This is a genomic window from Psychromonas sp. MME1, assembly GCF_041080865.1.
In the GTDB taxonomy this organism is placed as follows: Bacteria; Pseudomonadota; Gammaproteobacteria; order Enterobacterales; family Psychromonadaceae; genus Psychromonas.
The window spans coordinates 1,530,883-1,554,879 of record NZ_CP160906.1; the positions used below are offsets into that span (position 1 = coordinate 1,530,883).

The following is a 23,997-nucleotide window of genomic DNA, read 5'->3' on the forward strand; positions in this document are numbered from 1 at the left end:
TTAACGAACCTTTAATGTGACAAGACCAATCAATACCATGACAATGGTAATAATCCAAAAACGTACAATCACACGCGGCTCTGGCCATCCTTTCTTTTCATAATGATGGTGTATGGGGGCCATACGAAAGATTCGTTGTTTACGCATTTTATAGGAACCAACCTGGAGAATGACTGACAGCGTTTCAATCACAAAAATCCCTCCCATGATCACCAATAATATTTCTTGGCGTACTAATACGGCAATGATCCCAAGCAATGCCCCTAAAGCAAGAGAGCCCACATCACCCATAAACACTTGCGCAGGATAGGTGTTAAACCATAGGAAACCTAAACCCGCACCGACAATCGTTCCACAAACAATAACCAATTCACTCGCCTTGGGGATATAAGGTATATATAAATAGTGGGCATAATTAACATGGCTGGTCAAATAAGCAATAAGAGCAAAGGCCGCAGCTACCATTACAGTTGGCATAATAGCTAAACCATCCAAACCATCGGTTAGGTTTACCGCATTACTGCTACCAACGATAGTGAAATAAACCAGAGGAATAAATAGCAATCCCAGGTAAGGCATATATTGTTTAAAAAAGGGCACCACAAAGGTCATTTCAGCAGGGCTAGATGCACTATACATTAGCACTGCACCTAACAATAATGCCGTTATAGATTGCCAAAAGTATTTCCAACGTGCAATTAATCCATCGGGATGCTTACGTACGACTTTTAAATAATCATCCATAAAACCGATACCACCAAAGGCAAGCGTAGTAAAGAGCACAATCCACACATAATAATTATCTAAACGCGCCCAGAGTAATATTGATAAACAGATAGCTGCTAGGATCATAATCCCGCCCATCGTTGGGGTGCCAGCCTTACTAAAGTGGGATTCGGGACCATCATTACGCACTACTTGACCTATCTGCATTCGTTGCAAAAATCGGATAAGTTTAGGGCCGAACCATAACGAAAATGCCAATGCGGTCAGTACCGCCATCACGGTACGAACTGAAAGGTAGGTCAATACATTAAAGAATGTAAAATAACTTGAAAGTAATTCTGCTAACCAAACAATCATGTTTTTTCCTGTTAATAAATTTATTAAAATATGATTACAATATCGACTAAAAGTTAATGTGACGCCTGTTTAATAAATGCCACAGCGTCTTCCATTTTTGCGCCACGAGAGCCTTTAACCAAAATAGTAACTTTTGTTCGATTAGATAGAATATGTTCTCGTAAATAATCATTAAGTGCTTGTTTATTCGTAAAATGTATTGCGTTTTTATCGGTAGATTCATTATATGCAATTGATGTTTTTTCGCTCAATATACCAACGGTCAATAGCTGTTCGATATTTTTCAATGCCGCATACTCTCCAACAGCAATATGCTCCTGCTCGCTATATTGCCCTAACTCCGCCATATCACCTAAAATAAGTAAAGTTGCCCCTTCCTGCAAAGCCAATAGATCAATAGCAGCTTTAACGGATGCCGAATTTGCATTATAGGTATCATCTATCAACGAAATAAACTCATTAATCGCAGTACAGTTGACTCTGCCTGATACCGCATGCAAAGCGTTAAGCCCTAATTGGATAGCATCAATATCACATCCTAAAGCAATCGCCATACTCGCAGCAGCAAGTGCATTACTTACATTATGTTGACCGGCTATATTTAATTGGATGTCAACCATCTGATGTTCATTATCGTATTCTATATTTAAAGTAAAACGGCCATTGCCCATTGCATCATAGCGAATATTACTCGCAAATAAATTAGCGCAAGCATTACTTATGGAAAATGTAATTATTTTATTGCCTTGCTGTTCAATCTGCTGCTGATAATCATTAACAAAATCAGCATCAAGGTTAAGTACAGCAATACCTTGTGCAGATAAACTTTGCCAAATTTCTCCCTTGGCTTTTGCAACCCCGGCAAGCTATTCCAAACCCTTCTAAATGAGCTGGCATAACATTATTAATCAGCGCTACATCAGGTTTAGCAAGCTTTGCTGTATAGGCAATTTCACCAGGGTGATTTGCCCCTAGCTCTACAACAGCGAAATGGTTCGATTGGCTTAAACGTAATAGTGTTAAAGGTAAACCAATATCATTATTAAAATTGCCAGCTGTCGCCAACACGGCATCTTTCGCTGGATCATGCTGCCGTAATATTTGACTCAATAACTCTTTCGTTGTGGTTTTACCATTACTACCTGTGATCGCTGCGCACTTAAGCCCTTCAATTTTATCTCTGACATAGGCACCTAAAAGCCCCAGGGCAATACGCGTGTCTTTCACTAAAATATAAGGTAATCCTGTATTAACTTTTCTATGCACTAACAATAGAGCAGCACGACTTTCAACGTCATCAATAAACGCATGTGCATCAAATGACGCGCCCTGTAAAGCAATAAATAGAGAGTTCATGTTAACATTACGGCTATCAGTACAAACCGAGTCGATCACCAACTCGCTCGCCGGTTCATTAAAAATATCCCCTCCCGTTGCCAATGCAATTTCAGCAACACTTAAACTTAACATTCATCTATCCTATTATATTGTTTTTGTAATTCGGCTAATACTTTTCTATCGCTGTAGTCATAGCGTTTATCGGCAATAATTTGATAATCTTCATGGCCTTTCCCCGCAAGCAATATAATATCATTGGGCTGGCTTGTTGCTAATAAAGATAAAATAGCTTGTTCTCTGTCATGAATAACCTCTACTTCATCGGGTTTAGTAAAACCGCTTAGAATATCTTTCATAATCTCACTAGCGGGCTCACTACGGGGATTATCATCAACTAATACTACTTTTTGGGCAAACGTCTCTGCTATTTTAGCCATTTCAGCACGTTTACCCTTATCTCTATCGCCCCCACAGCCGAATACTGCAATCAAACGCCCCGACGATTTATGTTTTTGTAAGGCGACGAGTGCTTTTTCCAAGGCATCTGGGGTATGTGCATAATCGACAACAAAGGTCACTTTTTGCTTTGCAAAAAGGTACTGCTCCATACGACCGGGTACGGCACTTAACTTAGTAAAAAGTGCCTCAAGCACTGATACTGGAAAATTTTCAGCCAATAATTGTGTTAATACCGCGGCTAAATTAGCAACATTAAAATCACCATAAAACGGGGCGCTAATATTGCCTTTTCCCCAGGAAGAGGTAAATGAAAAAGTGATACCTTTTGCTAAATATTCAACATTTGTGATCTGTAAATATCTGTGCAGCTGGGCAAAGTCACTAGCATTAAATCCATAGACTATCGCATCGGGAAACTCGCTTAGCCATGTTCGGCCAACGAGATCATCACCATTTATAATGCGATGCGTTAACGGGTATTCCGTGAACAAGCGCTTTTTGGTAGCTGCATAATTTTCCATGGTTTCATGATAGTCGAGGTGATCACGCGACAAATTAGTAAAAATAGCACTATGGAAAGGCAGAGCAGAAACGCGATCCTGTGCTAAACCATGGGATGAAACCTCCATCACCGTATAATCGACACCACTACTTTGATAGCAATTTAATTGAGCAAAAACAGAAAGTGCATCCAGTGTCGTATTTTCACTACTTTTTAGCTTTCCAAACAGCCCATTACCAATGGTCCCCATTTGTGCACTTTGCAAGCCTAATAAGGTAAAGGCGTTAGCTAATAAACTGGCTATGGTAGTTTTGCCATTGGTGCCCGTAACAGCGATAACCTTATGCAAGGGTTTTTCTTGAAAATGAAAACGGTAGGCGAGTCCACTTAGGATGGCACTAAGTTGGTAGATACTGATAATAGGTACGGCCCCATTAAGGGTAATATGACCGTGTTCGTTAGGCTGTTTAGTCTCCGATAAAACAGCGCAAGCCCCTTGAGCTATCGCGTTGTCAATATAAGCACGCCCATCTAGTTTGGCCCCTTGTAATGCAACAAAAAGGTTATCGGCAACTATTTCACGACTATCAAGGGTTATCCCTGACACATATATAGAATCAAAATCACATACAAACCAAGGTGTTAATAATTTATCTAAAGGTATTTTATGGCATGTATGGCCCATCATTAATATTACTCCAATAGGGTATAACGTTCATTTTCATCATCAGGTCGAATGTGCGTCAATAACAGTGCACTCTTCATCACTGCGGAAAAAACAGGTGCCGCAACATCGCCAGCGTAATAGCGATCACCTTGCGGTTCATTAATCATCACTGCAATTGCAAAACGTGGGTTGCTAATAGGTGCTAATCCTGCAAATACCGCAACATAGTCATCACCATACCCACCAGCTTCAGCTTTACGTGATGTCCCTGTTTTACCGGGCAATACGATACCCCTCTACCTTAGCCTGCGGTGCGGTGCCGCCCTTTTGACTTACCCCTTCCATCATCGCAACAACTTCACGGGCAATTTGACGAGGAATAACCTGTTCACCAACTGCTGGCGAGGTGTTTTTCAATATTGAAATAGGATATTCAACACCACCACTGCCTAAGATAGCGTAGGCTTTTGCTAATTGTAGTGTTGTCGTGGTAATACCATAGCCAAAGGACATCGTCGCAAGTTCAAAATCAGACCAACGTTTACGCAACGGTAAACGTCCAACACTTTCACCAATTAAGGCGATACCCGTGTCATTACCAAAGCCGAAATTTGCAAAGGTTTGCTGCAATTGATCCGGTTGTAATCGTAACGCTAATTTACTCACTCCAATATTACTCGACTTTTTCAGAATCATTGCTAAATCAATTTTACCTAGGTTTTTACCATCACGTACACGTCTACCACCTATGTGCATCCACCCAGGAGAGGTATCAATCACTTCATCAATATCAGCCTTACCATTGACTAACGCACTTGCCACGACCAATGGCTTAACAGTCGACCCTGGTTCAAAGGTATCGGTAATGGCTCTATTTCTTAATTTATAGGGTTGGTATTGTTCACGATCATTGGGATTAAAAGAGGGGTAGTTTGCCATCGCATATATTTCTCCGGACTTCACATCAATCACGACAATCGATCCGGAAGTTGCTTCATTAATTTCAACGGCAAGCTTTAATTGGCTATAGGCCTCAGCTTGAATTCGTTGATCAATGCTCAGTTGTAAATTACCCGCTGCTTTTCTTTCTTTTAATATTTCAATATTATCAATAACATTACCAAGCCTATCCTTACGCACCCGTTTCGAACCATTTTGTCCTTGCAGATAGTCGTTATAACTTTTCTCAATGCCTTCAATACCTTGTGCATCAAGGTCAGTCAACCCCAAGATATTGGCATTAATCTCGCCGGTGGGATAATAACGATGTGATTCAACCTGTTTTGCAATGCCCGCTAAATTTAATTTATCAATGTATTGTACAACCGAATTATTAACTTGCCGTTTAAGGTAGGCAAATCGTGAATTAGGTTTTTCGATAATCGCCGCTAAGCTTTTCATGTCGATATCTAAGACTTCCGCTAATGCAGGCCATTTTTTTGATTCATAAAAATAGTTTTTAGTATGAATTTCTTTGCCTGTACGAGGGTTTATTTCAACACTTTGTAACCATTCTTCTTTTGTAAATGCATATTTATCCTTGACCGCCTTTGGATCGACCCAAATTGCATAGGCAGGCACACTAATCGCGAGCTCTTCACCATGACGGTCTGAAATATCACCTCGATGAGCAATAGAATTTGTCACTCGTAAGCTGCGTTTATCCGCTTCATTCGCTAAATATTCTGGCTCTACAACTTGTAAGTAGGCTAGACGACTAATAAGTAAAAGCGCAATCAAAGAAATAATGACAGACACAGTAATATAACGCCACGATGAAAAGTTGGCGTATACTTTGTTCTTCTTAATCTGTTGACTCTTTTTACTTTTTATTGAAATCCGTTTCTTATTATTCATGGGAGTTCCACTAATACGCTATTGTGCTTAGTCGGTTGTGACATCGATAATTTTTTGTTTGCTATACGCCGGATGCGACTATGTTCATCCAAAGTATGCTCTTCAAGTAAAAGATTACGTTTCTCAATCATTAAATTATCTTTGTACTGTGATAATTGCTCTTTTAAGGTCACTAATTCACGCGTTTGATGGGTGATATAGATGTTATAAAAAGCACTAAGTAAAATGCTCAAAGCGATAATGATTGCTAATCCATTTCTACGTAGGTCTGCTAAAATCAAAAGCAGCAAACTATCACGAGCTTCACTCAATTTAATTTCTCTCAGGCTCTGCTATTTTTTGGGCAACGCGTAAAACAGAACTACGTGCTCGCACATTCTCACTAATTTCTTGTGGCGAAGGTTTTAATGCCTTTCCGACTGCTTTTAAGGTTTTTCCATGTTGCATTTGTGCTTCTGTCAATGGTAAACCAGATGGGTATTCGCGACCTTTCTCTTGCTTACGAATAAAGCGTTTTACAATTCTGTCCTCAAGTGAATGAAAACTAATAACAGATAAGTGTCCGCCAATAGCAAGAATATCTAACGCCCCTTCTAATACTTTTTGAATTTCTTCTAATTCACTATTGATATAAATTCGTATCCCTTGAAAGGCACGTGTTGCAGGGTGTTTATTTTTCTCTCTTTTAGGGCAAAGACGTTCAATCAATTTTGCTAATTGCAAGGTACGTACAAAAGGAGTTTCTTTGCGATCCTCGACAATGGCTCGAGCAATGCGGTAGGCGAATTTTTCTTCGCCAAATGTTTTTAACACCCAGCCAATATCATCAACATCCGCTTTTGCTAACCAATCTGCCGCACTGATACCCGATGTTGGATCCATGCGCATATCTAAGGGGCCATCTCGCATGAAGCTAAATCCACGCTCGGCATCATCAAGCTGTGGCGAAGAGACTCCGAGATCTAAAAGCACGCCATCAATTTTACCTTCTAGACCTAATGCTTTGATATAGTCAGCTAGACCTGAGAATGGCCCATGAATAATGGTAAAACGCGGATCTTCTAACATCAGCGCCTCCCCCGCAGCGATTGCACGAGGATCCCTATCGATCGCAATTAATCGACCATTTTCACCGAGTTGTTTTAAAATATGACGAGAATGGCCACCTCTACCAAATGTGCCATCTACATAGATACCCGCTTTGTTAAGTGCTAAGCCATTAACTGCTTCGTCGAGCAATACCGTGATATGTTCAGCCATTACAGTGAAAATCCTTTTAGTCGTTCGCTCAATTCATCGTTTGAAGGTAAACCCTGTTGCAAATCTTGTTGTACTTGTTGATGCCACATCGCTTCATCCCAGAGTTCAAATTTATTTAATTGGCCCACTAACATCGTTTTTTTTTGTAGCTGTGCATGTTGCCTTAATGTGGGGGCTATTAAGGTACGTCCACCTGCATCTAATTCACACTCAGTTGCGTATCCCAAAATTAATCGTTGTAAACGTCTTTCCTGTGGATCGGTACTGGATAACAAGCGCAATTTGTTTTCTATTAATAACCACTCATTAATGGGATAGAGCAATAGACAAGGTGATTGCAAATCGATAGTGCAGACAAATTGCCCTTGGCAAGTATCGCCCAACCATTCGCGATACCGCGTTGGAATAGCAATTCTTCCTTTACTATCAAGATTAATAGCACTCGCACCACGCAACATTAATTAGCTTCCACGCTCTGAGTCGTTAAAATTCAAAAATTATGACACAAAAATCCACATTTAAACACTTTTTACCACATTTAGTGTTGCAAGTGTAATAAAGTCGCTAATTATTGCAAGTCAAGGGAAGTAAATTTATCTGCGCTATATCTCAAAAAAAAATTTACGTTTATTTGTTTTTTATAAAAAACAAAACAAAAAGCCACATGTGAAATTAACATCAAATTTGTTCATCTACTGTGTGAGCATGTTATACTGCCCAGCTTATAAAATTTTTTATCCATTTAATAAAGGAACATCCTTTGCAAGAGCAACAATTAAAAGCGTTTGTGTTACAACAAATTGAAGACATGAAAGCGAAAGATATTACTGTCGTTGACGTATCAGAAACATCAGATGTCACCAACACAATGATCATTTGTACTGGTAACTCTAAACGTCACGTCCGCTCAGTAGCAGAACAAACCGCCCTCGCTGCTAAAAAAGAAGGCGAAGCTCCATTAGGGATAGAAGGACTAGAAGGCAGTGAATGGGTACTCGTTGACCTAGGAAATGTCGTACTACATGTCATGCAAGACGAAACTCGTCAGTTCTACCAATTAGAAAAACTTTGGGAACAGTCAGCTTAATGAAAATTCAGTTAATCGCAGTCGGTACTAAAATGCCTGACTGGGTTGAAAAAGGATATCAAGAGTACGCGCGTCGATTTCCTAACGATATGCAACTGGAATTGTTAGAAATAAACGCGGGTAAACGCGGCAAAAATGCGGACATAAAGCGCATTTTAAAAAAAGAGGGGGAATTAACCCTCGCTGCCATCCCCAAGGGTAATAAGATAGTCACCCTAGAAGTGACCGGTAAAGCGTGGACAACCGAACAACTCGCCCAAGAGATGGTAAAGTGGCAACTCGATGCACGAAATATTAGTTTGTTAATCGGAGGTCCTGAAGGATTAGCACCGGAGTGTATCGAAAAATCCGAACAACGTTGGTCTCTTTCTGCACTAACTCTTCCCCATCCATTAGTGCGTATCATTGTTGCTGAAAGTTTATATAGGGCTTATACATTAACCATTAATCACCCCTATCACCGTGAGTAATTCGTGGTAAAGAAAAAAATTAACATAAGAAATCACTCCGCAGAGTCAGCACTATTTATGCGCCGAACGATCGTGGTGTTTATCTTTATTATTATCGCTATTGGTATTTTAATTAGTAACCTTTATTACTTACAGATCAATTCCTTTGAAAGTTATCAAACACGTTCAAATTCAAACCGTATTAGCGTACAAACTATTCCGCCTAATCGCGGCTTAATTTATGATAGAAATGGCATAATTTTAGCTGAGAACCGACCTGTTTACAGTCTTGATGTTATTGTTAATAAAACAAAAAATCTTAAAGCCAATTTGTTGGAATTGCAAAAGCTCCTATCATTAACCGATCAAGATATTGAACATTTTTATCGTAATAACCGCCATGCAAGATCTTACAAATCAATCACCATCAAAGAGCAATTAACAGAAAAAGAAGTCGCCTTATTCACTGTAAACCAACATAAGTTTGTCGGCTTTTCTATCCAAGCAAGCCTAAAACGTTTTTATCCCTTTGGTGATGCCTTTACCCATGTTCTTGGTTATATTGCCAAAATCAATAGTCGCGATTTAAAAAATATTGAACAGCGTGGTGAAAGCTCAGTTTATCGTGGTACTAAATATATCGGAAAACTCGGCATTGAAAGGTATTACGAAGATATCTTGCATGGTTCTCCAGGACAACGACAAGTGGAGGTTGATAGTTGGGGTAAAGTGATCCGTACCCTTGATTACACAGCCCCCATACCCGGTAAAGATTTAAAACTAAATATCGATATAAAATTACAACTAAAGGCACAGGAACTTTTAGGAAATCAACGTGGCAGCGTGATAGTAATGAATGCAAAAACGGGCGGCATTTTAACCCTTATTTCCACCCCGAGTTATGACCCTAACCTTTTTGTTCAAGGAATTAGCAACAAAAACTATCAAGCGCTGATCAATTCGACCGATCGCCCTCTCATCAATAGGGCAACACAGGGTCGTTATCCTCCGGCCTCAACAATCAAACCGCAAATGGCATTGGTGGCATTAAATACAGATGTTATTACCGAAAACACTGTGATTAACGATCCGGGATGGTGGATTGTACCAGGTACAAAACGTCGTTTTAGAGACTGGAAACGTTGGGGGCATGGAAAGGTCGATGTTAAACATGCAATAGAGCAAAGTTGCGACACTTTTTTCTACGACGCCTCCTATAAAATTGGCATTGATCGCATTAACCCATTTATGGAAAGTTTTGGCTTTGGTCAGTACAGTGGTTTGGATATTTCCGAAGAAACCAAAGCAATAATGCCTTCCCGAGAATGGAAACAAGCTCGTTTTCGCCAACCGTGGTATGACGGTGACACTATATCTATCGGTATTGGCCAAGGTTACTGGACAGTAACGCCTATTCAATTAACTAAAGCCACAACAATTTTAGCTCGCCGAGGGGAGATCGTCGAACCACGTATTTTAAAATCGATAATCTCTGCAAAGGGCTCTTTTTCACCAATCAGTGAAACGAAACAACCTATTCAAGTAAATAATCCCCACTATTGGGATATCGCACTAAATGCAATGCGAGGAGTAACCAGTGAACAAACAGGTACTGCGCATAGAGCCTTTGCTGATACAGCCTATACGGTTGCGGGGAAATCGGGTACAGCGCAAGTCGTCAACATGAAAGAAGATGAAAAATATGATGCTAGCACCATGAAAGAACACCACCGAGATAACGCCATGTTTGTTGCCTTTGCCCCCTTTGACTCTCCAGAAGTCGTTGTCACTGTCATCTTAGAAAATGCGGGAGGCGGAAGCTCACACGCGGCACCCATTGCAAGAACAATGCTTGATGAGTATTTCAATAATAAAGCAGTAAATTCTCAATCATTGAGGTTTTAATTATGGTTAGTACACAAGCTCAAAAGAGTATTTTCTATCGTTTGCATATTGACCCATTCCTGTTGTTGGGTATTTTTACTTTAATGGCAATGAGTTTAGCTATTCTCTATTCCGTGGGAGGGATGGAGATGTTAAATAGACAGGTTGTTCGTTTAACTATCGCTTTTACGGTAATGCTAGTATTAGCCCAAATATCACCAGAAATTTATGAACGCTGGACACCGGCTATCTTTATCATTTGCGTCTTATTATTGATTGCCGTTTTAGTTGTTGGACATACAGGTAAAGGTGCACAGCGCTGGTTAGATCTCGGCTTTACAAAATTCCAACCATCAGAAGTCATGAAGCTTATTATGCCCTTCATGGTGGCCTATTATATCAGCCAATACACACTTCCACCGCGCATTAAACAAATCTTTATTGCTATTACTATTATTATTATTCCAACCTTATTGATTGCGAAACAACCCGATTTAGGCACATCAATTTTAATTGCTTCATCGGGTATTTTTGTGCTCTTTTTATCCGGTGTATCATGGTTATATATTGGAGTGGCGACGGCAGCAATTTTAGCGTTTATCCCTATTCTATGGTTTTATTTAATGCATGACTATCAACGAGGCCGCGTCTTAACATTACTTAATCCTGAAGCAGATCCTCTTGGTACAGGCTACCACATTATTCAATCGAAAATAGCCATTGGCTCTGGTGGTTTATGGGGTAAAGGTTGGTTACAAGGCACCCAATCCCAATTGGAGTTTTTGCCTGAACGACATACCGATTTTATATTTTCTGTTTTTTCCGAAGAATTTGGCTTCGTCGGTATACTGGTATTATTAACAATCTATATTTTAATTATTGCACGCGGACTATGGATAGCTAATCAAGCACAAAATGCTTTCACTCGTGCCGTTGCAGGCTCAATTATATTAACATTTTTTGTCTATATTTTTGTTAATATTGGGATGGTTAGTGGCATTTTACCCGTCGTTGGTGTGCCTCTGCCATTAATCAGTTTTGGTGGAACCTCTATAGTGACATTACTCGCAGGTTTTGGTGTGCTAATGTCGATTAACACTCACAAACGCTTCAACAGAAAATAAGGGAAATAAAGGAATAATGAGACGATTTAATTTTACCATTTTACTGATAGCCCTTAGCTCACTACTAATCAGCTGCTCTAGTTCAAACAATCGTTATAAAATAAAGGATGACCATAAACCAGCTGAAATCCCACCACTCGCCCATGTTGAAGATGCAACACCTCGTTATGAACCCTATTCTCGTGGGGGGAATAGCGATTACACGGTACGCGGAATTAAATATAAAGTGCTCAAGAATATTAGCGAATTTAACGAGTCAGGTAAGGCTTCATGGTATGGTAAAAAATTCCACGGCCACCTTACCTCCAATGGCGAACGTTATAATATGTTCGCCATGAGTGCTGCGCACAAAAATCTCCCTTTACCTAGCTATGTAAAAGTGACCAACTTAAAAAACAATAAACAAGTGATAGTGCGGGTAAATGACCGCGGTCCTTTCCACGAAGGACGAATTATTGACCTCTCCTATGCGGCTGCAGATAAGTTGGATATGTTAAATGCAGGGACTGCCGATGTGGCTATTACATTACTGCACTTTCCTCAGGAAGAAAATTTAGAGGATCATATTGGCGAAGAGTTTTATGTCCAATATTTGGTGACTTCACAACAGGATAAGGCACAGCAGCAAGGCCAAAAAAATGCGCAGCTTTACCAAGCAAAGCATCAAATAATAGAGGGCGATAACAAATATAAACTGCGTTTAGGTCCATTCAATAGTGCATTAAAAGCACAAGAAATACTTAAAAAAATACGCGTTGTACACCCTAGTGCATTTATTATTAAGCAAAAACAACCTTAAAATAATACCCATCGGATTAAGTATGTGATCCCAATTTTGCGTAGGAAAAACAGCTTAATTCAAGGCGTAATTTGACGTAAATGGTTATTCCCTTTGCGAAAATTACAACGCAGCAGTAAGTTGTTTTAACCAGTAAAATAGATCAGCTATTTATCGGAATTGGTATTATTACGCAAATATCCAGGCACATTCGTGGTTATCGATTTAGCTCCCCAGCGAATAAAACGTTGCGCGGTTTGCAAATCATCAATGGTCCAAACATGATATTCATAGCCATTATTAATGATCCCAGTAACAAAGGCTTCATTAATATATTCACAATTACTGCTAAAACCATCGGCTTGGCATCGCTGCAACTGTTGTAGCGTGTCGGCCAGTGAGGGTGATAATTCGCCTTGCGCGTTAAGTATGACATCACAAAGCCAAAAAACATGAAAATGACTTGCCTGAGACTTTAAGGCCTGCACCACTTCAATAGAAAAACAGAGAAATACCACCTGCTGCGCAGTGAGATGCGACTTTTTAACCTCCTCAAGTAATGTTGGAATAATTTCAAGACCTGATTTGATCTCAATATATATCTTTTTTGACACAGGAATAGTACGCAACACTTCGGCAAGTGTTGGCATCAAACAGTTTTGGTAACAACGGCTATGATGCGAGCCAACATCAAGTTTACGCAATGCTGCTAATGTTGACTGAGCAATATCGCTGTTTATATTAGTAATACGTTCTGTGTTTGTGTCGTGAAAACAGACTATAAATCCATCTTTAGTTAATTGGAAATCGCCTTCAATGGCATCCGCTTGCTGTTGCCAAGCGAGCTCAAAAGCTGCCAGCGTATTTTCAGGTGCATCCTTTGATGCGCCTCGATGTGCAACAATCATGACATTCTCCCAAATACACCGGCCGCCTTTAAAGGTATTCCGATTTAATTAAATTAACGTAATCACTGCCCCGCTATTTTCATTTTTTTGATTAAAATAGAGCCCGTTTTCAAACTACTACGTGGGTCGATATCATCGGCAATCGCTTCAATATCCATAAACATCTCTTTTAAATTACCAGCAATAGTTATCTCATGAACAGGGTAAGCAATTATGCCATTTTCAATCCAAAAGCCAGCCGCACCACGGGAATAGTCTCCCGTCACCATGTTAACGCCCTGCCCCATTAACTCAGTAATAAAAAGACCTGAGCCCATCTGCTTGAACAGCGCCGCGCGATCTAAACCACTGCCATTAACAAACCAATTGTGGATACCGCCTGCATGCCCGGTACTGTCCATGTTCATTTTACGTGCTGCATACCCCGTCAATAAATAAGTTTGCAAAACGCCCTGCTCTACAATATTACGGGTAATCGTTTTACCACCTTCTTGATCAAAGGGAGCACTGGCAATGCCCTTAGACAAATGTGGTTTCTCTGCAATTTCAAGCCACTCAGGAAATATTTGCGTCTCTAAGCTATCAAGTAAAAAGCTCGATTTTTTGTAAAGATTGGTGCCGCTAATGGCCCCCACTAAGTGACCAAATAAACTACTTGCAACTTCCGGTGCAAAAATAACCGGAGCTTGCTGGGTTTTTATTTTCTGCGCGCCTAAACGATTCACGGCTCGTTTGATGGCATCCTCTGCGACCCATTTTGCAGAAAATAGATCCTGAATATCTCGCCCACTGGTGTAGCTATAATCGCGTTGCATCTCTTGTTCTTGCTGCGCAATCAGCATGCAGCTTAGACTATGGCGACTGCTTGCATAGCTATTTAAAAAACCATGGGTATTGCCATAAACTTTAATACTGGAATGGCTATTTACCTGTGCACCATCGGAATTGACAATGCGTTTGTCGCCGCCTAAGGCTAAATCTTCGCACTCCTTGGCAATAGCCAATAAGTAATCCGTATTATGGGTATTGGGGTGGTAGAGATCTAAATCCTGTGGATTTCTCTCCAAATATTGCTCATCAAGTAATCCCGCGTATTTATCAACACTGGTATATTTAGCAATATTAACCGCTGCTTTGACTGATGCGTGAATCGCCTCTGAACTAAGGTCGGCTGTCGAAGCACTGCCCTTACAATGATTAACATAAACACTGATGCCCATGGCGCCATCATTATTGAACTCAATATTTTCAACTTCACCCAAGCGCGTATTTACAGAAATGCCTGCTGTTTTACCTAATGCAACTTCAGCTTGATCAACCCCTAATTGTTTGGCAATAGTTAACGCTTCCTGTACAGCCTCTTCGAGCTGTTGTTTCTGTTCAATCATAAGTAATACACCACTAAAATTAAAATATATAAGCAAAGAATAACATGCTTTAGTACAAGCTTCCTGTGAAGATGCTATGATATGCATAATTATGAGTCGATGCCATGCACTTCGCTGTGAATGCGCTAAAATCATTGCACTATTTTTCCTCAATCGTTATAGAAAAGAACCCTATGAACCACAAAGTAGAAGAAATCCAAGAAGAAGATGAGATCAGTAAATCACAAATAAAACGTGAAGCTGAAGCCTTAAAGTTAGTCGGCCATCAATTAGTCGCTTTGAATAAAAAACAGTTAGCGCAAATACCTGCTAGTGAACTATTATTACATGCAATTTCCGTCGCCCATAAAATAGTAGGCAAACATGAAGCGCTGCGTCGTCAAATGCAATATATTGGTAAGGTATTACGCAGTGAAGATATCGAAGCAATCACCGCAACCATTGATAAATTAAACAATAAACATCAACAGTTAACTCATGCCTCACAGAAGTTAGAGCAATTATGCGATGATTTAGTTGCACAGGGGGATCCTAAAATTAACCAATTATTAGCCGATTTCCCACAACTCGAGCGACAAAAATTGCGTCAGCTGGTACGTCAGGCAAATAAAGAGATAAAACAAGAAAAGCCATTAAAAACGGTTAAAGAGCTATTTGCCTACTTAAAACCAACTTGTTTATAACAATGACCTTATGTTACGTCTTGCTCTGCTACCCTAGGGAACGTCTGACAAAGCATCTGAGGTAACATGGGTATATTTACTGTTAATGCAGTATACTGCCAGCATACATATAACTAACTGAGACAAATAATGAGCGACATCAATCCAATACTGAGTGAATTTTTAACTGAAATAAAACCAACTCAACAATTATGGGCATTGCAAGATAAAGAGAGTGAAGATTGGGTCGTCCTTGATTCTCTCCATTATCAAGAAACCGAAGTAATGCCTCTCTGGTCTAGCGCAGAACTTGCACAGCAACACTGTACTGAAGAATGGTCAGCGTATCTCCCGGCTGCAATTTCACTAGCTGAATGGTTAGAGTTTTGGGTGGCAGACCTTGTTGAAGATGATATTGTCATTGGCATTAATTGGCTAGGTGAAGAAAGTGATCTGGAAATTGATTTAGATGAATTAACACATGCATTAGCAGAAATAGAAACGTTATAACTATAGCCGAAATAGAAATGTTATAACCATAAAATGTACTTTTTTATAAAGTGCATTTTATTTCCCCCCCATCTCTATACCCCATTGAATTTATTCCCCCTACACATAGCAATTACTATCAGATATAAAAGCAGCCTTAATTGCTACAACATATCGCGGTAAAAGAAACAAAAAAAGGTGACTCTTGCGACCCACCTTTTAGCAATGCAATGTTAATTACAATGTTTAGTTAATTGTTGTTACTCGGCTAAAGCGTGTTCCATCGAAACTACTGGTGCGTAGGTAAATTTTACCAGAAACCTTAGGTTTATTAGCTTGATCATAACTTAACCAGTTTTTACCATCTGTGCTGTATTGAATCGGTAACCCAGGTAAATCAACATTCGCTTCAAGCACACCATCGGCAATAATTGCACCAGGTACAGATAGACGGTATTCAACATTGTGAGCTTCTAATTTCTCTAATTGGCGTTGACCAATTAGATTCGCAAAATTATTCCACTCTTGTTGTAATAGATCTTTATTAACAAAATCAGTATCACCTGAGAACTCACGCCCTTGCACATAATCTAATTCGAAACCACCTTTATGCCAAGCACGCTCTGCAACAGAGAAAATACGTGGGTAAACCATATATTCATATTGGGCATCGGTACGTACTGTTTCACTCCACTGTTGACCAGAGATACCATGAAATTTGGCAACGGGTTGCTCTGCTTTTGCCGTGAAGCTATTGCCATCACGATCAACCGATGTTTCCGCATTTTGCTGAATATTTTCTGGTGCAAATGCAAATACTTTGCGTGTATCGTTAAAGCGAGTTGCCCAGTAATATCCACGCTCTGCTGGATGCACTTCATTAGGGAAATCGAAGTACAAGTAATCAGGATTTGATAATACTACTTTATATCCTTTATTCGCCCATTTGTAAGCTTCGTTATGGCCACCCCAGAAGAGCGTTTCCCAGAAGTTCACGGTTGTATCTTTGGTTGCAAAATCCTCTGGACCAGCAGCATATTTCAAGCCATCTTCCCACGCCTGTAACGTTGAAATACCTTTATCATTGACAAGCTTGCTGACTTCTTTAGCAAAATAGGAAGGCATATCTTGCAGATTAGCAATTTTTCCATCGGCAATTAATTTAGCGCACATCGGTGATTTACCAAACGGTACATCTTGCTTGCTAGAATCTACATTACCACGCCATCCCACTAAATCTTCTGCTTTTGTGACGTTCGGATTCTTGATAACCACCACCTTGCATGATGTTTTTAAATTCATCACCACCGTAGTGCCATGCACTTAGAGGCTGTCCAGCCGCTTTATGCATCGCCGCCATCTCACTCATTACTTTTTTAACAAATGCCGTTGAACCAGGTTGGCAAGGGTTAATAAAGGATAGCTTATCGTAGAATTGGATCGTTGTAACATTTGATCTGTCCTTAGGATCCGTCAGACGATATTCATTGGCGGCCTTCTCGTTACCTTTTTCCATCAAACGTTTATATCGTGCTTCCATTGAAACAACCGCTGCACGGGCATGCGCTGGCATATTGATTTCAGGAATCACCGTTACACCGCGAGCTTGCGCATATTTGACTAGCGAAATATAGTCGTTTTTACTATAGAATCCAGAGCCTTGGTTATTCGTATCAGGGCCAGATCCCAATTGCGGCATTAAACATGTCGTTTCACTTTCATCATGACAACGCTGACTACCGACATCCGTCAGTTCTGGTAAACCAGGTATTTCTATGCGCCACCCTTCGTCATTAGTTAATCCTAAGTGAAGTTTGTTAAGTTTCATCGCCGCCATTTGATCCACTAATTTGTAAAGCGTATCAAGGCTACGGAAGTGACGTGCGACGTCAGTTTGCATACCACGATAAGGGAATCGAGGCGCATCTTCAACAACCATTGGGCTAACCATATGATCGTTTACACCAAGTAAAGAGATAAGTGATTGCGCGCCCCAGAAAGCCCCATCTACATCATGGCCTTTAATCACTGCACCTTTTTGAGTAATACTTAAATCATAACCTTCACTCTGTTCAATTTTGCTACCGAGTCTGATAATGACCGGATAACCTTGATCAGATAACGATACACCCAGTGCTGTTAATGAATCTTTGATGGCAGCAATACGATCATCTGGCAAACCTTTAACAGATAGTTTTACAGAAGATAGATCAACTTGAGGACCCGCAAGAATTTTTTGCTGTAACGGTGTAGGTAAAATCAGATCATCAATCGCATTAGCTGCAAGATGGCTGCTGCTAAGGTTAGCTTGGTAGCGTGTTTCACTATTCATTAATATATTGTTATCACCAGCATTACGCTTCCAGCCATCTTTTGGCATCGGTTTTTCGTAGCTGCTTGCATCGTCAATATCCGTCATACTTGCAATAACTTTAGGCGTAGCACCTTCAGCTGCAACATACCAGTTTGGCATAATGTCAGATTCGAATAATACCCAATACTCAACGACTAACGGAATTTCTACTGTATTATCTTTATTAAATCCAGCGAATTTTTCAGTCGGAGTCAAACGGTAAAGATCACCTGTAACGTGCTGAATATCAAATTGTTCATTATCAACACGTTGAATGCGACGAATAGAAGAAATATAGATACTCCATTCTTTTGAGGTTACATCAATGCCAGTATTAGTAAGGTGTAACTTCGCTATACCACAAGCAGCCCACTCACTTGCTAATGCCTGACAATCGATGCCAGCGGCAGCGCCATCATTGCTAACAACTTCATATTTTACAATCAAATTATCAGCCAATGAATCAACAACAGACTGCTGACTAGAAGCTGCTTGTACAAAAGAAACCTGCGCTGCAGACATGGCGATAGCTAATAGAGAATATTTCAACTTCATAACGGTGCTCTCATCTTGTTGGTTATTAACGGCCCCAATCCTGGACCAACTAGTAATATCAGAGGAAGGCTATCTATGTTTGTTCACATAAACGGTTGCTGTTCAATATCGGCAATAAATTTAGCGAATATGTATGAAAGCAGCTCTATGCTCCACTCACCAAGACAAATCTTATGCAGCTTCCCTGCATACGTTACAAAATAATAATGGCAGCCAATAAGCCATTAACACTCAGTAAATAATGATATAAAAATCAATCATTGCTTAGCACAGTGAAACGTATTTGTTTAAGTTAGATTAAACAGATAAGCCTCAAACCTTGAATTCAGAATAAAAGAATTATTTCGCGATGCAAATTAAACAAATCAGAAGCGTGATTTTTATCACTTAAAGATATAAAAATGTTATTTCAAAGCGACAAACAATAACACTTAATGATCGATGAAAATTAATTAGATCAAAAATTCAACAGCACGCACTGGCAATGCAAAACATTATTGACCACAAAGAAACCACACCAGCCAAAAAATAACTAAAAACAACTTACAGAGTAACAGTTAAAGCACAGACAACAAACAGCAACAGCAACACAACAAGCCACTGTTTTAAAACAACTTTAAAATTCACAGAATAAAACTAAAAATACGAAACATCACGAACAACATCTAACAACCCACAAAAACATGCTCAAGATCTAAAAAACATACAAACAAGCACGGCTGGCATTTATAGTTTGAAGTAGCTCATATTTTCAACCACAAAACAAAAATAGAAGTTGTTATTTCGCGGCGCAAAAGTACTATTTAGTTGTTAAAAAGTTATTTTGCGTAACAAATAAACATAGTGTTTGACACTAATTTATTACCAAGCAACCAAACAGAGATACTTAATTGCTGGTAGTCAAGTCGATAAATAGGAGCAGTACAAATGAAAACTCGGATTTTTAAACGCGCATCAGTCAGTGCAGCAGTGATTACAGCAATCGCAACATGTGCGATGACAGGACAAGCCGTTGCAGCAGATGACGTCAGCCCAGAATATAAAGCTGGCTATGAGAAATTTGTTGAAGATCACAAATTAAGCGGCGGTTTGTTCTATTTCCAACGTGGTCGTGACCGTATGCAAGGTAAACCCGATCAAGATGGTAAATATCATTCAAATCTAAGCCACACAACCACACAGCTAGCACTGAACTATAACTCAGGATATGCATGGGATATGGTCGGTCTAGATTTAGCTGGTTTTACTGCCTATGACTTGGCCGTTGATGAAAGTAACCCTGTCAATCAAGAAAATGAATTCTCCTTTGCTGCCTCTAAATTTGGTGACAATTATAAATCAGGTAATGATGGTACACCTGCAAATGGCTACAGCATTACAACTGCTGCGCTTAAGTTAAAAATGTTTGATGGTGCGATGACAGCGAAAGCCGGTCATACGCAACTCTATGTACCGGGGATCATTGGCGTGAACTGGTCTTATCAACCAGGTACTTACCAAGGTGGACAAGTGGAAGGTAATTTTGGTCCACTTTATGTAACCTATGCATACGCTAATGAATATAAAGCACCATGGTTTAAACAAACTGGCAAGTTCTACAAAGCACAAGCATGGGGTTCGTTAACGAGCGAAAATGAAATTGACTACATTCACGGTCTAGCAGCTCGTTATACTATTGACGGTGGTCCAACGTTAACTGCATCATATGGTCAATCTGAAGGCTGGATGGATAGCTATTTTGCTAAAGTAGCACACACCTTCGATATTATGGGTGGTTTAAATACAAGCTACCAATTCTATGGTTCAGAAACTAATGATAATTTCTACGATGGTTTAGCACAATTACATGCAATTACCTTAGGCACCACCCAAGGTGCATATAGCTACCGTTTAGAGGGAACATATGTTAAGGCGGAAGGTGACTCAGGTAACTATCTACCTCGTATGACTAAGGGTTACGGAAACTCGCAGGGTGCATTGGAAATTTGGTGGGATTCTCGATCTGACTGGAATCACAATAATGAAAAGGCTGTTTTTACTGGTGTAACGCGTACACTGGATGATTTAGTTGACGCAAAAGGTTGGGCAGTTGGTCTTTCTGGTGCCTACGGTTGGGATGCTGAAAATGGTGATGGCTCTCTAACTAACGGTAAAGAGTACGCCTATAACGTTGATGTAATGTATACAGTGCAAGATGGCTACCTAAAAGGGACATTATTTAAACTGCACTATACTGATTACACCAACAAGCAAGATGACCTAGGTGATTGGGCTTATCCAAACATGTTCTCGTCAGAGAAAGACGTAAAATTCCATGTTGTGATCCCATTCTCCATCATATAGTTGCTAATAGATTGTAATTATTTCCAGTGTAACTTAGCCGTTTAGCAAACCTAAACGGCTTTTTAGCTGATTACTCATCGCTAACATCATTATCTTGTTCAATCAGCTTATATTTTAATAACTCATGAATTGTGACCACGCCGAGACATCCTGTTGATTGTTCATTTTGTACTACGACGATGGCTTCAGGATCCTGTAAAAATATCTCATCAAGATCAGCAACGTGGCTAGTTAATGTCAGCCGAGAAAAGGCCCGATTCATCACCTGGTGAACTCGTTTTTCGAGGGTTAAAAGATCTCTTTTTTGCTCCCCTTCCGTATCAAGATAAGGGCTTAATGCAGCAAACATATCTTTGGATCTTAAAATACCAATACATTGACCTTCATTCATAACCAAAATGTAATTATCGATTTGTCCGGAAAATAATCTCTTTGCATCAAATAAGCGTTGATCGGGTGAAATTCGACCATATTGACTATTCATTATGCGGCTAACGGTAATCAATGGTCGTTGATAAACTAAGCTGAATAGTTCTTGGCGAACGGGATTAGAAGAAGAAGATAGTATTTTTTCTAGGCTTTGTGCTTTGTTAATCAAATACCCCTGTATCAAATCTACTTTAATACGCGATAACAATTTAAATTCATCAATATTTTCAACACCTTCCGCGACGACCTTGACCCCCATTTGGTGGGCTAATTTAGTTAGCATGACTATCATAGTATATTCATTACTATCTGTCGTTAGCCCTGTAATAAAGGATTTATCGATTTTGAGAATGTTAACAGATAAATTTTTAAGATACGAAAAAGCAGAATACCCCGTGCCAAAGTCGTCAAGTGCAACCTGAACCCCCTGTTTTTGTAACTTTTCTACCCATATTTTTTGTCTTTCAATATTATCAAAGAAAGCTGATTCTGTGAGTTCAATGGTCACTTTACTTAAGTCAGCACCTGAATGCTGTAAAATTTCAATGGTTTCCTCAAGACAACATTTAGAGACGCGATCATTCGCTAAGGATCGATTAATTGCCATGCCAATCTCTTCGCATTGAAAGTGTTTTTGTAATAAAGGGAGTGCCTTTAATGCTTTTCTGGTCACTTTACGATCGATTTCATCTACCCAATCATGCTCTTCAGCTATATTGATTAATTCTTGCGTCGTGTAGCTCAATGCTGTATCTAATTTGATTCGAAGTAGAGCCTCAAATTTATTAATACGCATGCTGTTCATATCGATAATAGGTTGGTAATTAACTTCTATTTGGTCATTTATTAAAGCGGCTTTTAATAACTTAGCTAGCACCTGTTTCTTGTCGAAACGTTTTGTAAAGAGGCGATCGAAATAATAAATAGCGCCCTCATTATTGCGCGGGTTCGCTATTAATGTTTGCATACTATGGGTCATCAATTGTCCATGACTATTGGCATCAGCAAAGAGAATCGATGCCCCCATATTAATATGTAAATTGATATTGATACTAGATAGCGATTGGTCGTCGCCCATCGCTTCTAAGGTATTTTTCACTTTTTGTAATAAAAGGTTAATTTTATCGGCATCTTTATTCATCACCCAATATGCGCCAAAAATTGAATGGCTAATCAAACCTAGATGACCGTGTTGGCCTGCAATGTTAAAACGTTGCATTATTAACCACTGTATTAATGAGCTGTTTATCTTTTGTAATGATTGAGCAGTGAATGCAACAAAAACAATAGTTTTATTTGGACTAAGGCAGCTATATGCATTCTCAAGCTCTTTTGTAAATGTAATTTTATCTGGAATATATAATTTACTGTCGTTTAAATCACTACCCGTGAAGATGTCCGTAGATACATCCAGTTTGGTACTCTCTACAAAATAAAAATGTTCACCAGAGTTCAAATCTAACCGGCGCAAGATAATATCGTGGGTATAAATTTCAGCCTGTTTATTCTTAGCTAATATTTCACCGCGCCACACTTTGCACTCATCGACCTTAGACCATATTTTTCGATAAAAATCAGCCCCATAATGTCCCGGTTTTAATAGACGAGCATGTTTCCCAAGCAATTCATGCTCTAAATAACCTGTTTCGCTACAGTAAGCGTCATTGACCTTTATAATATAGTGATCAGCATCGGCAAGCATTAACGCCTTTTGAGAATGGGTAAATGTTAATATCAAGGCTTCATTTATTTGTGCTGCATAGGCGTATTTTTTTAATAGTTTTATATGCCCTACTAGCGCCAAATTAGCCTGCTTTTTATCTTCAAAATTAACATAAAACTCAATAAGGTACTCGTCATTCAATAGCGTAGATAAAAAGGTATTTGTACTACTTTGCTGGCTAACTAAAGTGTTTTTAATCTGCTGCTGTAGTTCAATCGTCTGTTTTTCACCGAAGCTTTTACAAATACTATCTAGAGTAAGCTGAACCTTTTTGTCATAGCCTAAAAAATCTAATAACTGCGCATCACAAGTTAACTTTCCCGTTGATAAGTCACACCTCCATTGAAAAAAGGGTATTTTGTCGGCCATTATATTCTTTTTATTAGATTTGTTTATTTGCATACTCAATCTCTCTATCAAAACAGCTAAAAATGGCTATTTAGCAACAATCATAGTGTGAATGTTACAGGTTATTAAAATAAATCAATTTAAAATCACTACTATAATCATCTATTAAATAACTAAGGGAGTAAATCTTATTAACTGAAAATTCAACACACAGCACACAATAGCGATGAAATGAAGTATGGGTTATGAATTTTACACAGAAAGAAACAATCAATGAGAAGCGTAAATTATCGATATCCTTTGCGAAACTG

General features: G+C 39.4%; 22 protein-coding genes. 8 read left to right on the forward strand and 14 right to left on the reverse strand.

Annotation, left to right across the window (positions count from 1 at the left end; all coding sequences use genetic code 11):
• The 9 genes from mraY to mraZ are packed head-to-tail and all read right to left on the reverse strand — an operon-like array spanning window position 1 to window position 7,624.
• Window positions 1-1,083: a phospho-N-acetylmuramoyl-pentapeptide-transferase gene (gene mraY / locus AB2N10_RS07065; protein ID WP_354624423.1), complete on the reverse strand. Its 1,083-nt coding sequence runs from the start codon at window positions 1,081-1,083 to the stop codon at window positions 1-3.
• Between the two features lie 53 nt (window positions 1,084-1,136).
• The gene (locus tag AB2N10_RS07070; protein WP_369434657.1) at window positions 1,137-1,919 is read right to left on the reverse strand and encodes a Mur ligase family protein; all 783 of its coding nucleotides are present in this window, start codon (window positions 1,917-1,919) and stop codon (window positions 1,137-1,139) included.
• Window positions 1,879-2,553 (reverse strand): Mur ligase family protein, encoded by a 675-nt coding sequence (gene murF, locus AB2N10_RS07075; protein WP_354624421.1) that lies wholly within the window; start codon window positions 2,551-2,553, stop codon window positions 1,879-1,881. Before murF ends, AB2N10_RS07070 begins: the two co-directional genes overlap by 41 nt.
• The gene (gene murE, locus AB2N10_RS07080; protein WP_354624420.1) at window positions 2,547-4,070 is read right to left on the reverse strand and encodes a UDP-N-acetylmuramoyl-L-alanyl-D-glutamate--2,6-diaminopimelate ligase; all 1,524 of its coding nucleotides are present in this window, start codon (window positions 4,068-4,070) and stop codon (window positions 2,547-2,549) included. The genes murF and murE overlap by 7 nt, the downstream gene beginning before the upstream one ends.
• 5 nt (window positions 4,071-4,075) lie before the next feature.
• On the reverse strand, window positions 4,076-4,333 hold the full coding sequence (locus AB2N10_RS07085; RefSeq protein WP_369434555.1) for a penicillin-binding transpeptidase domain-containing protein: 258 nt from the start codon (window positions 4,331-4,333) through the stop codon (window positions 4,076-4,078).
• Entirely contained in the window at window positions 4,323-5,906 is a 1,584-nt protein-coding gene (locus tag AB2N10_RS07090) for a peptidoglycan D,D-transpeptidase FtsI family protein (RefSeq protein WP_369434556.1), read from the reverse strand. Before AB2N10_RS07090 ends, AB2N10_RS07085 begins: the two co-directional genes overlap by 11 nt.
• Entirely contained in the window at window positions 5,903-6,217 is a 315-nt protein-coding gene (gene ftsL / locus AB2N10_RS07095; RefSeq protein ID WP_354624417.1) for a cell division protein FtsL, read from the reverse strand. Before ftsL ends, AB2N10_RS07090 begins: the two co-directional genes overlap by 4 nt.
• A 1-nt stretch (window position 6,218) precedes the next feature.
• Window positions 6,219-7,166, reverse strand: coding sequence for a 16S rRNA (cytosine(1402)-N(4))-methyltransferase RsmH (rsmH, locus tag AB2N10_RS07100; protein WP_369434557.1), 948 nt, complete (start codon window positions 7,164-7,166; stop codon window positions 6,219-6,221).
• On the reverse strand, window positions 7,166-7,624 hold the full coding sequence (gene mraZ / locus AB2N10_RS07105; protein ID WP_354624416.1) for a division/cell wall cluster transcriptional repressor MraZ: 459 nt from the start codon (window positions 7,622-7,624) through the stop codon (window positions 7,166-7,168). The genes rsmH and mraZ overlap by 1 nt, the downstream gene beginning before the upstream one ends.
• A 302-nt stretch (window positions 7,625-7,926) precedes the next feature.
• On the opposite strand from mraZ, the gene rsfS reads away from it, so the two are divergent.
• The 5 genes from rsfS to AB2N10_RS07130 are packed head-to-tail and all read left to right on the forward strand — an operon-like array spanning window position 7,927 to window position 12,509.
• Window positions 7,927-8,253: a ribosome silencing factor gene (gene rsfS / locus AB2N10_RS07110; protein ID WP_354624415.1), complete on the forward strand. Its 327-nt coding sequence runs from the start codon at window positions 7,927-7,929 to the stop codon at window positions 8,251-8,253.
• On the forward strand, window positions 8,253-8,723 hold the full coding sequence (gene rlmH / locus AB2N10_RS07115) for a 23S rRNA (pseudouridine(1915)-N(3))-methyltransferase RlmH (protein ID WP_354624414.1): 471 nt from the start codon (window positions 8,253-8,255) through the stop codon (window positions 8,721-8,723). Before rsfS ends, rlmH begins: the two co-directional genes overlap by 1 nt.
• Before the next feature lie 3 nt (window positions 8,724-8,726).
• Window positions 8,727-10,607, forward strand: coding sequence for a penicillin-binding protein 2 (gene mrdA, locus AB2N10_RS07120; protein ID WP_369434558.1), 1,881 nt, complete (start codon window positions 8,727-8,729; stop codon window positions 10,605-10,607).
• Window positions 10,608-10,609: 2 nt separating this feature from the next.
• Complete coding sequence (rodA, locus tag AB2N10_RS07125; RefSeq protein ID WP_354624413.1) at window positions 10,610-11,710, forward strand: rod shape-determining protein RodA; 1,101 nt, start codon at window positions 10,610-10,612, stop codon at window positions 11,708-11,710.
• Between the two features lie 16 nt (window positions 11,711-11,726).
• On the forward strand, window positions 11,727-12,509 hold the full coding sequence (locus AB2N10_RS07130) for a septal ring lytic transglycosylase RlpA family protein (protein WP_354624412.1): 783 nt from the start codon (window positions 11,727-11,729) through the stop codon (window positions 12,507-12,509).
• A 146-nt stretch (window positions 12,510-12,655) separates the two neighbouring features.
• Here AB2N10_RS07130 and AB2N10_RS07135 read toward each other — a convergent pair whose 3' ends face one another.
• Both AB2N10_RS07135 and pmbA read right to left on the reverse strand, forming a co-directional pair.
• Complete coding sequence (locus AB2N10_RS07135; RefSeq protein ID WP_354624411.1) at window positions 12,656-13,396, reverse strand: glycerophosphodiester phosphodiesterase; 741 nt, start codon at window positions 13,394-13,396, stop codon at window positions 12,656-12,658.
• Between the two features lie 62 nt (window positions 13,397-13,458).
• Entirely contained in the window at window positions 13,459-14,784 is a 1,326-nt protein-coding gene (gene pmbA, locus AB2N10_RS07140) for a metalloprotease PmbA (protein WP_354624410.1), read from the reverse strand.
• Window positions 14,785-14,957: 173 nt separating this feature from the next.
• Between pmbA and yjgA the strand changes: the two genes are divergently transcribed.
• Window positions 14,958-15,467, forward strand: coding sequence for a ribosome biogenesis factor YjgA (gene yjgA / locus AB2N10_RS07145; RefSeq protein ID WP_354624408.1), 510 nt, complete (start codon window positions 14,958-14,960; stop codon window positions 15,465-15,467).
• 129 nt (window positions 15,468-15,596) lie between these two features.
• Window positions 15,597-15,956 carry a DUF2750 domain-containing protein gene (locus AB2N10_RS07150; protein WP_354624407.1) on the forward strand — a complete coding sequence of 120 codons (360 nt, stop codon included), beginning with the start codon at window positions 15,597-15,599 and terminating at the stop codon, window positions 15,954-15,956.
• Window positions 15,957-16,181: 225 nt separating this feature from the next.
• Here the strand turns inward: AB2N10_RS07150 and AB2N10_RS07155 are convergent, their stop codons facing one another.
• Together AB2N10_RS07155 and AB2N10_RS07160 are read right to left on the reverse strand one after the other, a co-directional pair.
• A complete protein-coding gene (locus AB2N10_RS07155; RefSeq protein ID WP_369434559.1) occupies window positions 16,182-17,237 on the reverse strand; it encodes a family 20 glycosylhydrolase in 1,056 nt (351 codons plus the stop codon).
• Window positions 17,152-18,843 carry a carbohydate-binding domain-containing protein gene (locus AB2N10_RS07160; RefSeq protein ID WP_369434560.1) on the reverse strand — a complete coding sequence of 564 codons (1,692 nt, stop codon included), beginning with the start codon at window positions 18,841-18,843 and terminating at the stop codon, window positions 17,152-17,154. The genes AB2N10_RS07155 and AB2N10_RS07160 overlap by 86 nt, the downstream gene beginning before the upstream one ends.
• Before the next feature lie 927 nt (window positions 18,844-19,770).
• On the opposite strand from AB2N10_RS07160, the gene AB2N10_RS07165 reads away from it, so the two are divergent.
• Complete coding sequence (locus AB2N10_RS07165) at window positions 19,771-21,186, forward strand: OprD family outer membrane porin (protein WP_354624405.1); 1,416 nt, start codon at window positions 19,771-19,773, stop codon at window positions 21,184-21,186.
• A gap of 70 nt (window positions 21,187-21,256) precedes the next feature.
• Here AB2N10_RS07165 and AB2N10_RS07170 read toward each other — a convergent pair whose 3' ends face one another.
• Window positions 21,257-23,707: an EAL domain-containing protein gene (locus AB2N10_RS07170; RefSeq protein WP_354624404.1), complete on the reverse strand. Its 2,451-nt coding sequence runs from the start codon at window positions 23,705-23,707 to the stop codon at window positions 21,257-21,259.
• Between the last annotated feature and the right edge of the window lie 290 nt (window positions 23,708-23,997).

Coding starts and splice junctions, on each gene's coding strand:
- mraY (WP_354624423.1), bottom strand. CDS start 1,083: ATGATTGTTTGGTTAGCAGAATTACTTTCAAGTTATTTTACATTCTTT.
- murF (WP_354624421.1), bottom strand. CDS start 2,553: ATGTTAAGTTTAAGTGTTGCTGAAATTGCATTGGCAACGGGAGGGGAT.
- murE (WP_354624420.1), bottom strand. CDS start 4,070: ATGATGGGCCATACATGCCATAAAATACCTTTAGATAAATTATTAACA.
- AB2N10_RS07090 (WP_369434556.1), bottom strand. CDS start 5,906: ATGAATAATAAGAAACGGATTTCAATAAAAAGTAAAAAGAGTCAACAG.
- rsmH (WP_369434557.1), bottom strand. CDS start 7,166: ATGGCTGAACATATCACGGTATTGCTCGACGAAGCAGTTAATGGCTTA.
- mraZ (WP_354624416.1), bottom strand. CDS start 7,624: ATGTTGCGTGGTGCGAGTGCTATTAATCTTGATAGTAAAGGAAGAATT.
- rlmH (WP_354624414.1), top strand. CDS start 8,253: ATGAAAATTCAGTTAATCGCAGTCGGTACTAAAATGCCTGACTGGGTT.
- rodA (WP_354624413.1), top strand. CDS start 10,610: ATGGTTAGTACACAAGCTCAAAAGAGTATTTTCTATCGTTTGCATATT.
- AB2N10_RS07130 (WP_354624412.1), top strand. CDS start 11,727: ATGAGACGATTTAATTTTACCATTTTACTGATAGCCCTTAGCTCACTA.
- AB2N10_RS07135 (WP_354624411.1), bottom strand. CDS start 13,396: ATGATTGTTGCACATCGAGGCGCATCAAAGGATGCACCTGAAAATACG.
- pmbA (WP_354624410.1), bottom strand. CDS start 14,784: ATGATTGAACAGAAACAACAGCTCGAAGAGGCTGTACAGGAAGCGTTA.
- yjgA (WP_354624408.1), top strand. CDS start 14,958: ATGAACCACAAAGTAGAAGAAATCCAAGAAGAAGATGAGATCAGTAAA.
- AB2N10_RS07150 (WP_354624407.1), top strand. CDS start 15,597: ATGAGCGACATCAATCCAATACTGAGTGAATTTTTAACTGAAATAAAA.
- AB2N10_RS07155 (WP_369434559.1), bottom strand. CDS start 17,237: ATGAATTTAAAAACATCATGCAAGGTGGTGGTTATCAAGAATCCGAAC.
- AB2N10_RS07160 (WP_369434560.1), bottom strand. CDS start 18,843: ATGAAGTTGAAATATTCTCTATTAGCTATCGCCATGTCTGCAGCGCAG.
- AB2N10_RS07165 (WP_354624405.1), top strand. CDS start 19,771: ATGAAAACTCGGATTTTTAAACGCGCATCAGTCAGTGCAGCAGTGATT.
- AB2N10_RS07170 (WP_354624404.1), bottom strand. CDS start 23,707: ATGGCCGACAAAATACCCTTTTTTCAATGGAGGTGTGACTTATCAACG.